A 13,513-nucleotide genomic window follows, 5' to 3' on the forward strand; every position below is an offset into this window, starting at 1 on the left:
TATGGGCTCTATCTCCAATGCCCTCTGTGCCACGCATAGCCACGGCGCACAGGATGCCAGTATCCCTGAACGTAAACACGACCCGGACGCGGGCGGGCATAGTAGCCATTTATGTAAACATATCTATTGCCGCGCCATGCCCATTCACCGGGTACCCAATAGGCCCCGGCATACGGAGCCACGGGACGTACATATACGGGTTCGGCAGGACGTTCGGCAACATAATAGTCAGCAGCGCAGGAGGTGAATAAGGTGCCTGTTAAGGCCAGTAATAATCCTATTTTCGCTATCTTTTTCATCTGTAAAATGTTTATTTTATTAAATACTACAGAATTTTGACAGCGGTCAGCTTAAAAAGTTTAATTATTTACCAGCAAATTTATCCGCTACAATAAGCTCTTTATTACCTGGTGTGTACTTGTAAAAGCCACTCCCTGATTTTACTCCCGTGTGGCCAGCGGTCACCATATTTACCAATAAAGGGCACGGCGCATATTTTTGGTTGCCAAAGCCATCATACAGCACTTTTAATATAGCCAGGCAAACATCAAGCCCTATAAAATCGGCCAGTTGCAATGGGCCCATCGGATGTGCCATACCCAACTTCATTACGGTATCAATTTCTTCAACACCGGCAACCCCTTCGTATAAGGTATAAATGGCCTCATTGATCATCGGCATTAAAATACGATTAGCTACAAAACCCGGATAATCATTCACTTCAACGGGTTCTTTTTCTAATGTTTTAGAAAGCTCCATAATGGTGACTGTCACTTCATCGGTAGTAGCATAGCCCCTTATTACTTCCACCAGCTTCATTACCGGCACAGGGTTCATAAAATGCATACCGATAACATTACCCGGATTTTTTGTTACCGCGGCAATCTGCGTAATGGATATTGACGATGTGTTGGATGCCAGGATAACGTCATCGCCACAAATGTCGCTGAGCTGTTTAAACAGTTTTAGCTTGATATCCCGGTTTTCGGTGGCGGCTTCAATTACCAGATCGGCATTGACAGCGCCTTGCGCCAGATCTGTAAATGTTGTAATGCGATCGAGGGTTTCGGTTTTTATCTGCTCATCAATAGTTCCTTTTTTTAACTGTCGGTCCAGGTTATTAGTAATGGTTTGTACGGCTTTATTTAACGCTTCTGTGCTAATATCAACCAATGACACTTCAAAGCCATGCTGTGCAAAGGTATGGGCTATGCCATTACCCATAGTGCCTGAACCAATTACAGTAATATTTTTCATGATAACCGGGTGTTTAAGTGCTTAACGCAATGGCTAATTTGAAGCAAATTATTTATTTAGCAAAATACTGGCGTGTTATATATTAATAAAGCTGCCGGCTTCAACTACCATTTTTTTATTAATATGATCGTAAGTGGGGATATGCCCCAGCTCATCAACACCCGAGTAATCCAGGATATACGTTTTTGAATAAATATCCTTATCTCCATTGAATATAATTCCCATTACCGGTATATTATATTTTTTAAGCGCAAGGAGCGACAACAGTGTGTGGTTTATACTGCCAAGATAGTTCTGCGATACCAGAATAACCCGGGCATTTAGTTGTTTAATCACATCTATTATCAAGAAGTTATCATTCAACGGAACCATAAGGCCCCCTGCTCCTTCAATTACCAACTGGTTATCAGTTTGGGGAGCGATAATATTTTGCATATCAATAACAATTTTATCAATAGCAGCCGATTTGTGCGGTGAGTAAGGTTGGGTTAAACGATATGCTTCCGGAAAAAATCGAGAAACATTATTTGACACTAAACTTTGTACTTTCAAGGTATCGCTGTTATCCAGGTCGCCCGATTGGATGGGTTTCCAATAGTCGGCCTTCAGTTTCTCTGTAACAATAGCGGAAATTACGGTTTTGCCAACTCCGGTACCAATACCGGTAATAAATATGGGTTGCTTAGATGACATTAATAAATTGGTTTATAGTAGCAATAAGCAAGGTTAAATCATCGGTCGTATTAAATGCATGCAAGCATATCCGTATCCGTTCTGTGCCTGCTGCAACAGTAGGACTAAGTATAGCTCTTACATCTAACCCTGCATTTTGCAAAATGTTTGCAGCTTTTCGCGCTTTGTCATTGCTCTTTAGCAGAATACACTGAATGGCACTATCGCTGTCAAGTAACGGGAAATTCTCATGCGGCCGAAGCTGCCTTTTAAATAAATTGATATTGTTTTTAAGATTGATAATGTCAGCAGTCTCATTTCGGAGAAGCTTATAAGCCATTTTTATAGACGCCAGCTGATGAAATGACGATGCTGTAGTGTAAATAAAAGAGCGGGCAAAGTTTATCAGGTATTCTCGTAACAAATTACTACCTAATACAATAGCCCCATGGCAGCCCAGGGCTTTTCCAAAGGTAACAATGAGTGCGAACACCCGGTTTTGTAACCCCATTTCATTTACCAACCCGGCAGGGTAGAGGCCTACGGCGTGAGCTTCGTCAACTATCAGATGCGCGCCGTATTTTTCAGTCAGGTTTAATATTTCCAGTAATGGTGGGGTATCCCCATTCATGGAGTAAATGCTTTCGATAACCACATAGCAATTGCCTTTAGACAGCTTTAGCTTGGTCTCCAGGCTGTTTATATCGTTATGGCGGAAACTATACCTGTTGGCATAACTTAAACGCGCTCCGTCAATTACAGAGGCATGTATCAGTTCGTCGAGTATAATGGTATCGCCACGCTGTGCTAACGAGGATAATAGACCCAGATTAGCATCGTAGCCTGAATTGAACAGCAAACCTGCTTCATATTGATGATGGGCAGCTATTTCCTGTTCCAGTTCTTCGGCATAGGTTACATTTCCGGATAACAGCCTTGAGCCGGTAGCCCCGTTTAAAGCGTAAGGGTGGTTTTGGATTTCGGTTGAGATATTATTTTTTAACTCTGTTGAGCGGGCAAAACCGAGATAATCATTCGAGCAAAAATCAATAAGGTTGTTTTCGGGCTTTAACGTTCGGTACGTGCCCGCTGATGTCCTTTCATCAAGTTTGTTTTTGATATATTTTTCGGCAGATGTCAAAGCGATTGATTTCTGCAAAAATAAAAAAAGCGGCGCTAAGCCGCTTTTTATTATCAATTAATTTTGTGAGCCGCCTCCGCCGCCGCCCTGTCTCATCCTGTCCATTCTTTCCTTCATCCAGGCATCATAGGCAGTTGCTTGTTCGGGAGTTAAAACAGCTTTGACTTTATCATCAGTTGCTTTTCTTAAAGGTGCCATTGCTCCGCGCATTGCACTTCTATCGCCATTGGCAGCTGTTCTTACGCTGTCCATTTTGGTAGCCTGGTCTTTGTATATAGCAGTAATTTTAGTGGTCTGGTCGTCAGTTAATTTTAACTGGGTTTGCAGTCCCTTAGCCATTTCCTCGGGGCTTCTTCTCATACGGCCACCTTGTGCATAGCTTAATGCCGAAATTCCCATCAGGAAACAGCACATTAACAAAATTTTTTTCATAGCTTTTTTAATTTAATTTACGTTTTAATCTTATGATAAAGATATACCGTAAAGGTTTAAATAAGCCGTTGTAACTTAATTGTTGCTTTGTCGCAAGTTTGATATAGAACGCTGCATTTGAGCCATCATTGCGGTAAGGCTTTCCATAGTTGGCTCGGGTGTTGGTTGTGGTAATTGGGTTGAAATATAGCCTTTAGCTTTCCATATTTCCAGCACATCCTCACCGTTTATTTCATAAGGTTCATATACCGGATTGTCAGATATCAGTTTGAGCTTTTTGTTCTCTTTAAATTTGTTGCCTATACGTTTATATACTACGCCATCATTTTTTGATATAACCACATAGGTTTCGCCGCTTTTAATATCGGCCCAGTTCTCCAGGTATTCCCCTATAATAATATCGCCTGATAATATAGGCAGCATGGAGTCACCTTTTATTTCAAATGCCCGGTAGGTACCCTGTTTAAACATGGGCAAATAAAATTTGGGCAGTTGGGATACATATTCCGGATCTGCATAGCCATTTAAATAACCGGCGCTTGCTTTAAGCGGTACCATCTCAATATTTTCATTATCATCCTTATCAACAGAAATACTTAGTATACGCAGGTTTGCAGGGTTTCCCTTTGGCTTAGGTGCCCATTTTTCGTCGATGGTTTCATTGATAAAATCATCAATCGTGATGTCAAAAAAAGTTGCTAATGTTTTTAGCAAGTCATATTTTGGATCAGCACGGTCTTCTTCATATGCACCTACTAATGAGCGTTTTATGCCCAGTTGATCAGCGAATTGCTGTTGGGTTAAACCCTTTTTCTTGCGGAGGAACTTAATATTTTGTGAAATTATTGACATAAAATTTGCATTTGCTAAAATAATTAGTAATTTTATGCTCATAAAGTTAGTAATAATTATCGGTTCACCAAAATTTTTATCATAAATGAAACGTTTTATATATATCATCACTGACAGAAACAGGAAAAACTTACATGTTGGTTTATGCTCTGATCTTGTAAAAACATTACAGTTCTATAGTGATATGCCTACGTTGTTTTTTGACAGCGCCCAGCAACTTAACCGGTTGGTTTATTTTGAAGAGATTAATACCGAAGAGCAGGCTATGGAACGTTTTAAAGTGGTAAGCACTTATACCCGCCCGCAAAAAGAAAAAATGATCAGATCTGTTAATCCCGACTGGATAGACCTGACCATTGGTTTGAAGTTTGAAAATGGTTTACGAGTAAGGCCTCAATTGCGCCCATCTGTAAATGCTAACAGGAGAGCCCTTACTTTTTAATGAATTTTAAGGCTCCCGAGTTCATACAGTATCTTTTACCGCCACGGTCGGCGGGGCCGTCGTCAAAAACGTGACCAAGGTGCAGACCTGTACTTTTTTCAATAACTTCATCACGGCTCATACCGTAGCTATTATCATGTACAATAGCAACTTTTTTAGGATCAAAGGCTTTTACAAAGCTTGGCCACCCTGTTCCGCTGTCGAACTTATCGTCAGAGCTGAACAGTATATCACCGGTGGCCGCGCTTACATAAACGCCCTTTTCATGATTGTTCCAGTATTCGTTTTTATAAGGCGGTTCCGTTCCGCTTTCTACCATGATGTGGTACTGATTGGAGGTTAATGTTTTTTTCCACTCGGCGGCAGGTTTACTCAGCTTTCTTTTGGCATCCTGCCCGTTGCTATTCTGACAGCCAAAGGAGGTCAGAACACCTAATATTACTATCGCTAAAATTGATCTTTTCATTTTTAATTATTTAAAGCATTGTAAACATTAGTCGTAAAATACGGCTCGTCCTTACAATTAATTATACTTTAAATACGTAATATTATTTTTAACGGATTGTCATCCACTGGTACTATTAAATGATTTTGTTTTTTGGGATAAGTACTTTATTTACAATATGCATCATGCCGTTGCTTTGTTCAATATCAAAACGGCTTATAATGCTTTGACCACCATTTTCGTCTTCTAATACGATATTCCTGTTACTATCAATTTTGGCGGTTAGGGTAGCGCCGCTCAATGTTGTAAATGTGGCTATTCCTTTATGTTCGTTAATCTGTTTTTCAATATCCTTTGCTTTTAACTTACCCGCAACGGCATGGTATGTCATTATACCGGTAAGCTCCCAAACGCGTATTGGTTTGGACAACGAATCGAGCTTACCAACAGGTAAATTTTCAAAAGCCACGTTATCTGGGACAAATACGGTGATAGGGCCTTTGCTCTCATAAGTTTGGGTCAGGTTGGTGGATTTAATGAAATTATAAAAAACAGAAAGTTCATTAGATGATGCAATGTTCTGCACAATGTTATTCGTAGGCTGCATTCCATCACCAGCGGTGTTTTTTAAAGTGCCGATTGTCGGGACGTGAGCAGTTGTGTCGATGGTTTGCGCAAGCACCGTGGTGCAGTATATTAACAGGCTTAACAGCAACAGTTTTTTCATATAGTGAGATGATTATATAAATAGCTGCAAAAGTAACCGTTTTTAGTGGTTTAAGTTTTAAATAAAAGAAGCCGTCTCATAAGTCAAATATGGGGCGGTTTTTTGTGTATCTTAAAGACATGGGAGGCAAGGTAGTCTTTAAGGCATATGATCCGGACCAGTTAACGTTTTTACCGTATAAACTGGAAGAATTGGTACCGGCAGGTCATCCGGTACGGATAGTTAAACAGGTGGTTGACGCGGTCGATGTCAAGCCACTCAACCGGAAGTACCAAGGCGGCGGCGCGTCGAGTTTTCATCCCCGGCTGATGCTGAAACTGCTGGTTTATGGTTATCTGACCAATACGTATTCCTCACGTAAACTGGAAGACCAGGCGGCACAGAACGTTCACTTCATGTGGTTATTGGGCATGAAAAAGCCCGACCACAATACCATCAACCGTTTTCGCAGTGAAAAGCTATCAGGGGTACTAAAGCAGATATTCTCACAGATCGTTCTTTTATTACAACAGGAAGGAATTGTATCATTGAAGGAGGCCGTTTTCACTGATGGCACCAAGATCGAATCGGTGGCGAACAAGTACACTTTTGTATGGGGTAAAAGCATAAAGAACAGTAAAGAGAAGATGAAAGCCCAGCTTGATGAGTTATGGGGCTATGCGCAAAGTATTGCTGCTGAAGAACTCAAAGACACCGCACCGCTGGAATACAGCGAGATCAACCCTGAGAAAGTGAAAGAAACGATCTCAAAGATCAACGCGGCATTGGAGGATAAGGAAGACGTGGCGGGGAAAGTAAAACAAAAGCTGAACTATGCAAAAAAGCATTGGCCGGAGAACCTGGCCAGATATGATGAACAGGAAAAGTTATTGGCTGGGCGTAACAGTATGTCAAAGACCGACCCGGATGCTACATTCATGCGGATGAAAGAAGATCATATGCTGAACGGTCAACTTAAACCTGCTTATAACCTGCAGATCTCCACCCAAGAGCAGTTCATTCTCAATTACACCCTGCACCAGGCTTCGACCGATTATCAAACGTTGCCCTCACACATCGAACAGTACGAAGCCCTTTATAAAGAACTGCCCAAAGCGATAGTTGCCGATGCAGGTTACGGCTCGGATGAGAACTATGGTGTGCTGCAGCAAAAAGGTATTGAAGCTTATATCAAATACAATACGTTCGACAAGGAACAAAAAGAAGGTATCAAAGCATTCAGTAACGATAGTCTGCATTATAACGAAGCGGATAACTATCTCACCTGCCCGATGGGCCAGCGCATGCACCATGTTGGCGACGGTCAGCGGATAACTTCTTCAGGTTTTGTGCAGCTGATCAGCCGCTATCAGGCGCAGAACTGTGAAGGCTGTCCGATGCGGGGCGTATGCCACCAAAACCCCGGCAACCGGATCGTCGAGATCAACCACAGTCTGAGAAAACATAAACAGGCAGCGAAAGAAAGATTGAATACAGAACAGGGCATCAAATACCGAAAACGAAGACCCGCCGATGTGGAGCCGGTATTCGCACAACTGAAGCACAATCATGGTTTCAGACGATTCCTGTTGAAAGGAATGTCCAAAACAGAGGTAGAAATAGGGTTATTATCCATCGCTCATAACCTCAGAAAATGGAAAGCCTGAGAAAAAGGCTTTTATCTCCCCAAAGACAGCTGAACCAATCCAAAAAACAGAACAAACCAACACAGTCCGCCTTCCCTAATAGCTTATCTAAATCGCTCTAAATAAAAAAACCGCCCCATAATTGACTTATGAGACGGCTTCTTTTATTTAAAATATCAATGAATTACCAGCCAGGTGTAAAGCCTAAACCGAATAACGGTTTTTTAACATCATTGCGGTTAAACGGAATGGCCAGATATGGTTCAAGTACGAAAGCGCCGAAAACATTAATCCGTAAAGAGATACCCGCACTTAATGCCGGAACCCTGCCATACACAGGTTGAGTGACCGGCTGTCCATCTACTACAGATTGGGTACCATCATCATTTAACACAGGCTTTTCACCAATTACAGGTGGATTTTTTTGGAAATAAATATGGTCGCCGGCGTTCCATGCCAAGCCCGCGTCGAAAAATAAGTTCAGATCGGTAAACAGGAATTTCGATTTAATTTGGGCCAGTTTCTCAGGACCGGTAAATGGCAAACGGACTTCAAAGTTAAATACCGCTATACGGCTGCCCGATAGCTGGTCGATAGTGAAATTATTGGTTTGACCCTTGCCATTATTATAAAAAGTTTGCCCTTCGTAGCCTCTTATATAAAACGGATAGCCCACATATAGCGGATAAAGTCCGGTAGCATCGCCCCCAAAACGGCCATAACCATAAAATCTGGCAGCAAAAGTAACGGGTTCAACGCGTACATATTTCCGGAGATCGATGGTAGGAGCAAAGAAATGATATGTTCCAAAATTGTATTCTGCCTCGAGCCTGTACCTGAAACCATTAAGTGGAGCTGTTACACCAAAAAATGAATTGTCACCAACCAACGCAGTTGAAACCTGAAAAAGTGAGTATGATCTTAAGCTGGTACCTATGAGGTCACCTTCTTCTTTATTAGAGATCTTTTTACGGTCGGACGTGATGTAATTGGTGGTAATAGTTTTGCTGTTATCGGCATTTACAACGGTATCAAGGGCATAGTAATCGCTGTAACGGTCAACCCTGTAAGAGTTGTACGATGCGCCAGCGCCAACCTCAAACCTGGTGGTTTTTGAGATAGGATAGGAGGTGAATACCCTTGCCGCGTCCTCAAAGTTGCGTATGATATCGATATTATCTGATAGTACCGTTTCGTTTTTACCTCCTACATTTTTAACCGGGAAGGTATTGGTTTGCAAACCGAACTGGTAGGGGATGTGCGATATACCAAACCCAAGGTTCCAGCGACCGGTTTGATTTACATAGGTTATGGCGGCACCCGAATCATATATCTGCCCGTTAACAGAGGCCGCGGCAAATATCTGATTGCGACCCAGTATATCGCTGAAAACACCCTGTATACCACTTGATAAACTGGTTCCGTAAAAACTGCTTACCCCAACACCAATGCCACTACCAGCCAAATAATCGAGCTTAAACTTTGGTTTAAACGGAATATTGGTGACCGAATCGGTCGGGATTTTTTTATAGGCAAGGTAATTGTTCAGATTTGAGTTGATCAGATCGACACCTACAGCACGCGGCGGAGGCAACATGGCGGCGCTAAAATTAACATCTGTGGCCTGCAGGGTTACGGGTTTAAAGTCGGACGCCTTGGCATTGTACAGCGCATATTTTTGAGCCCGGTAATAGGAGTAAACTACATCATCATTATTGGAGATGCTTAACGCAGGCGAGTATTCGGTTATGCCGCAGATGCCGGTAAACAAGTCGGTCATTTGCTCAATTTTTCCGCTGCTCAGTGTGTAGCGATACAAATTGCGGAAGCCATCGCGGTTTGATAAAAAGTAAACCTGAGAACCATCTGCCGAATATTGTGGGTTAAGGTTGTTTGCGCCGTTAAATATTTTAATATCGGTTATCTTTCTGGTGGCCAGGTCAAGTTCTGCCAGGTTAAATGGGATATCCTGTTCTAACGATTGATCGTACGTTGAGCGGTCGCTCGAAAAAATAATCTTTTTGCCATCCCTTGAGTAGCTTGGCTGATAATCTGAATATTTATCATTGGTAAGCTGGGTGACTTTTTTTGTATCAAAGTTATAGGAGTACAAATCACCCTGCCCCTCAGACAAGCCCTGGAAAACAATATCTTTGCCATTTGGCGACCATGAAAGGTTACTGAACTGCTCGGCTTTCTCCATCGATACATCATCCACCGTACGCCCGCTGGCCACATCAACTACAACCATCCGGTTCCGGCCCTTATTAAAAACGCTAAAGGCAAAACGCTTACCATCCGGCGACCATGCACCCGCCGATTCAATAAAATTAAACTCGTCTATATGGGTGTTGGATACCTTACTGGTAAGTTTTCTTAATATACGTCCGGTATGCGCGTCGGCCAGATAAAGGTCAATAGAGAATAAACTTTTTGCAGATAAAAACGCCACATACTTACCATCAGGGCTAACTGCCGGCGCCACTACCAAATCCCCGCCTGTTTTACTGTCGACCAATTTAAGACCAACCGGCTTTTGAACCGTATCTTTTAAATATGGTTTGTAAGTATTCTCGATGGAGTTTTTCCATAAACGCGAAAGGGTTTTATCGTCATACCCAAAAGTTCGGCGGATGCCATATTCCAAACCATAACGGGCCGTGTTTTTAAAAAAAGGTACGATTACCGTGTCTCCATAAGTGGATCCCAGGTACGACCAAAATGCCTCTCCATATCGATAAGGGAAATATTTGTTGCTTTCGGTAAGGTCGCGTACCGAGGGGATGTCATGATTTAGATAAGCATCGCGCATCCACATAGCGGTATATGAATCTTTTTTACCTAACGAAAGATATTCGGCCATACCCTCAATCATCCACAACGGGATGTTATTGATATTATCAAAACTTTCGTTTTCGCCGCCTTGTAATGCACGATATTGAAAGGCGTGCACCAACTCGTGACCAATAACGTGCCGTGTGGTTTGGTTAGTTTCCATCACAGGCATTACCACCCTGTTTTTAAGACCCTCCGTAACACCGCCGGTACCTACACCGATTTCGCCATCGATGGCTGTAGTTTGCTGAAAATCGGGATGGTTGGCATATAGAATAATGGGGTTTGCGGTCCTGAATGTATCCCTGAATATTTGCTGATGCAGGGTATACCACAGTTCGCTTTCCTGTGCAAAGCGCTTAACCATGCTGTCATTCTTTAAATAATAGTAAATTTCAAAGTGCGGTGTTTTATAAACCTTAAACTTAAGATTTTTGTACCGTACCTTATTTTGACCGAAGTATTGCGCATGGGCGCCGGAACTCATCAGCAGGGAACCAATAAGACAAATCGTTATTAAAACGGCCTTTTTAGCTTTGTTTGATAAGGAGTAGTTGTTATTCATAAACTTAACTAAGTGTATATGGCTAATTTAATGAAATAGGGTATTACTAAAGCAAATTACTATTTATTACCGGTTAAAACACAACCGGCAGACCTTAATGATCTACCGGTTATATTATATTTATAAGCATACGCCATTAATACAAAATGTTTTATTGATTTGGCGGTGTATTCTCCGGATTTTCTGGCGGCGTTGTAGGTGCCGGTACAGGTAATACGCCAGTTGTGTCAATAGGGTTGCTTACGCTATCAGTGGCTGTAGTGTCTTCTACTATCCTGGGCGAAGGGCAATTATATTCTTTGGTTATTTTAACCCATGGTTTTGGGAAAGCCCCATAGGTATAACCCAATTTCTGATCGGCGTAAACTTTTTCCATAAACCGGCCAAAAATAGGCAGTGCTGTATGCGAACCCTCGCCGGTTTCGGAGGTAGTGAAGTGAACGCTCCTGTCATCGGCACCTACCCAGATTCCTGTAACCAGGTCTTTAGTAATACCCATGTACCAACCATCAACATAGTCGGACGAGGTGCCTGTTTTACCGCCTATCTGGTTGTCTTTTTTCCATAACCCGGGATATTCCCACAAGGCCTGAGAGGTGCCTCCAGGCTCTTCCATACCACCGCGGAACATGTAAAGCATCAGCCAGGCAGTCTCCTCGCTTATAGCGCGTTCTTCTTTGAGTTCAAACTCTTTTAACACATTTCCTTGCTGGTCGGTTATTTTGGTCACCAGCATCGGATCTAACTTTTGGCCTTTGTTCAGGAATGTGCTATAAGCCCGTACCATTTCAAAAACCGAAACATCATTTGAGCCTAAAGATACTGATGGCACTGATTTTAACGGGCTCTCAATACCACATTTATGCGCATATTCTACAATTTTATCCCAGCCAACTTTTTCGGTTAGCTGCGCGGTTATGGAGTTTACCGATTTGCCCATGGCCCAGCGTAATGACATTTCGCGATATGAAAAATTGAAATCGGCGTTGTTTGGCTGCCAAACTTCATCCTTACCATTATCCTTGTATTTGATAGTTACGGGTTTGTCGGTAAACTTATCGCAGGGAGTAAAACCGTTATCCAAAGCGGTTAAGTAAGCAAAGGGCTTAAAGGTAGAGCCTGCCTGCCTGCGCGATTGGTTTACGTGATCGTAATTGAAAAAACGATGGTCGATGCCACCAATCCAAACCTTTATTTTACCCGTTGATGGTTCCAGGGTCATCATACCGGTATTAAGGATCTTAGCATAATATTTAATGGAATCGATACTTGAAAAAGTAGTATCCTGTTCACCCTTCCAGGTAAAAACGGTCATGCGTTTTTTCTGTTTAAAGTAATGTTGAATTTCAGTAGTATCGCCTTTGTACTTTTTATCGAGCAATTTATAAATCGGTAATCTCTGCTCATTTTTCAATATAAAATCTTTGATTTCCACACCCTTTGAATCGCGCCACGGATTTTTGTTACCCCACAAATTGTTGAAGCGCTTTTGCAGCATCTTCATCTTCTCGGTTACGGCTTCCTCGGCATATTGCTGCATGCGTGAATCAATGGTAGTATAAATTTTAAGTCCGTCCTCGTACAGGTTATAATCATTTTCCTTGCACCATTTATCCAGCCATTTTTCGACCGCGCGCCTTAAATAGGAGTCGCCATGCGAGTCCTGTTCCACATAGCTCAGGTCAAGTTTTATGGGCGATTTGGCGCTGGTATCATATCCGGATTTTGTCAGGTAACCATATTTTTCCATCTGCCCCAATACAGTATTACGACGTTCAAGGGCGCGTTCCGGATTTTTAATAGGGTTGTAGCTCGATGTAGCTTTAAGCATACCTATAAGCAATGCAGCCTGGGCCGGGGTTACCTGATCAGGTGTTTTATTAAAATATTTTAATGTAGCCGTTTTAATGCCAAATGAATTGTTCCCAAAAGGCACGGTATTGAAATACATGGTAAGTATTTGCTGTTTGTTGTAAACATGCTCTATTTTAAACGCCGTGAGCCACTCTTTACACTTATAAACTACGGTATTAATTAGCGGTACGCGCTTAATTAAACCCTGCGACTTTCTTTTACGTGTTTCGAAAAGGTTTTTTGCCAATTGCTGTGTAATGGTACTTCCGCCGCGGCGTTCACCTTTGGCAGTGGAAAGCATGCTGGTAAAAAAGGAATAAAAGTCAACACCGTTGTGTTTGTAAAAACGTACGTCTTCGGTAGCTACAAGAGCGTTTACAAGGTTTGGGGATATGTTTTTTAATTCAACCGGTGAACGGTTCTCTTTGTAATATTGACCTATTAATTTGCCGTCGGCGGTATAAACTTCAGAACCCACTGACATGATGGGGTTTTTAATATCCTGCATATCAGGTGAGTATCCTGACAGCCAAAGGAAGTTAAGTTCAATAGAACAGAAAAAGATAATAACGAAGTAAATAAATATGGCGAAATATCTCAGAAATCGGTTTCGTATACGTCTGAACATTGGGTAAAGATGTAAAATTATGGCGCTATATCATAGCT

At 42.0% G+C, this 13,513-nt stretch carries 12 protein-coding genes; 2 read left to right on the forward strand and 10 right to left on the reverse strand.

The annotated features are described in order from the left end of the window. Positions 1 to 8 precede the first annotated feature (8 nt). From SNE25_RS15175 to SNE25_RS15200, 6 genes are all read right to left on the reverse strand, one after another. On the reverse strand, positions 9 to 299 hold the full coding sequence (locus SNE25_RS15175) for a hypothetical protein (protein ID WP_321565951.1): 291 nt from the start codon (positions 297 to 299) through the stop codon (positions 9 to 11). A gap of 64 nt (positions 300 to 363) precedes the next feature. Continuing rightward, positions 364 to 1,257, reverse strand: coding sequence for a 3-hydroxyacyl-CoA dehydrogenase family protein (locus tag SNE25_RS15180; RefSeq protein WP_321565952.1), 894 nt, complete (start codon positions 1,255 to 1,257; stop codon positions 364 to 366). A 75-nt stretch (positions 1,258 to 1,332) separates the two neighbouring features. Further along, the gene (bioD, locus tag SNE25_RS15185; protein ID WP_321565953.1) at positions 1,333 to 1,950 is read right to left on the reverse strand and encodes a dethiobiotin synthase; all 618 of its coding nucleotides are present in this window, start codon (positions 1,948 to 1,950) and stop codon (positions 1,333 to 1,335) included. Then, positions 1,940 to 3,088 (reverse strand): aminotransferase class I/II-fold pyridoxal phosphate-dependent enzyme, encoded by a 1,149-nt coding sequence (locus tag SNE25_RS15190; protein ID WP_321565954.1) that lies wholly within the window; start codon positions 3,086 to 3,088, stop codon positions 1,940 to 1,942. Before SNE25_RS15190 ends, bioD begins: the two co-directional genes overlap by 11 nt. Before the next feature lie 39 nt (positions 3,089 to 3,127). Continuing rightward, complete coding sequence (locus SNE25_RS15195) at positions 3,128 to 3,502, reverse strand: Spy/CpxP family protein refolding chaperone (protein ID WP_321565955.1); 375 nt, start codon at positions 3,500 to 3,502, stop codon at positions 3,128 to 3,130. Positions 3,503 to 3,577: 75 nt separating this feature from the next. Next, positions 3,578 to 4,354: an XRE family transcriptional regulator gene (locus SNE25_RS15200; RefSeq protein ID WP_321565956.1), complete on the reverse strand. Its 777-nt coding sequence runs from the start codon at positions 4,352 to 4,354 to the stop codon at positions 3,578 to 3,580. 85 nt (positions 4,355 to 4,439) lie between these two features. Here SNE25_RS15200 and SNE25_RS15205 point away from each other — a divergent pair, with 85 nt between their 5' ends. Then, positions 4,440 to 4,796, forward strand: a complete 357-nt coding sequence (locus tag SNE25_RS15205; protein ID WP_321565957.1) for a GIY-YIG nuclease family protein — start codon at positions 4,440 to 4,442, stop codon at positions 4,794 to 4,796. Here SNE25_RS15205 and msrB read toward each other — a convergent pair. Both msrB and SNE25_RS15215 read right to left on the reverse strand, forming a co-directional pair. Then, positions 4,786 to 5,262: a peptide-methionine (R)-S-oxide reductase MsrB gene (msrB, locus tag SNE25_RS15210; protein ID WP_321565958.1), complete on the reverse strand. Its 477-nt coding sequence runs from the start codon at positions 5,260 to 5,262 to the stop codon at positions 4,786 to 4,788. The genes SNE25_RS15205 and msrB overlap by 11 nt on opposite strands. A gap of 115 nt (positions 5,263 to 5,377) precedes the next feature. Further along, complete coding sequence (locus SNE25_RS15215; protein ID WP_321565959.1) at positions 5,378 to 5,968, reverse strand: fasciclin domain-containing protein; 591 nt, start codon at positions 5,966 to 5,968, stop codon at positions 5,378 to 5,380. A 119-nt stretch (positions 5,969 to 6,087) separates the two neighbouring features. On the opposite strand from SNE25_RS15215, the gene SNE25_RS15220 reads away from it, so the two are divergent. Further along, positions 6,088 to 7,614, forward strand: coding sequence for an IS1182 family transposase (locus SNE25_RS15220; protein ID WP_321566228.1), 1,527 nt, complete (start codon positions 6,088 to 6,090; stop codon positions 7,612 to 7,614). A gap of 163 nt (positions 7,615 to 7,777) precedes the next feature. Here SNE25_RS15220 and SNE25_RS15225 read toward each other — a convergent pair whose 3' ends face one another. Both SNE25_RS15225 and SNE25_RS15230 read right to left on the reverse strand, forming a co-directional pair. After that, the gene (locus SNE25_RS15225; RefSeq protein WP_321565960.1) at positions 7,778 to 10,993 is read right to left on the reverse strand and encodes a DPP IV N-terminal domain-containing protein; all 3,216 of its coding nucleotides are present in this window, start codon (positions 10,991 to 10,993) and stop codon (positions 7,778 to 7,780) included. Between the two features lie 151 nt (positions 10,994 to 11,144). Then, positions 11,145 to 13,475 carry a transglycosylase domain-containing protein gene (locus tag SNE25_RS15230; protein ID WP_321565961.1) on the reverse strand — a complete coding sequence of 777 codons (2,331 nt, stop codon included), beginning with the start codon at positions 13,473 to 13,475 and terminating at the stop codon, positions 11,145 to 11,147. Between the last annotated feature and the right edge of the window lie 38 nt (positions 13,476 to 13,513).

Origin of the sequence: Mucilaginibacter sabulilitoris (assembly GCF_034262375.1) — a bacterium.
GTDB lineage: Bacteria > Bacteroidota > Bacteroidia > Sphingobacteriales > Sphingobacteriaceae > Mucilaginibacter > Mucilaginibacter sabulilitoris.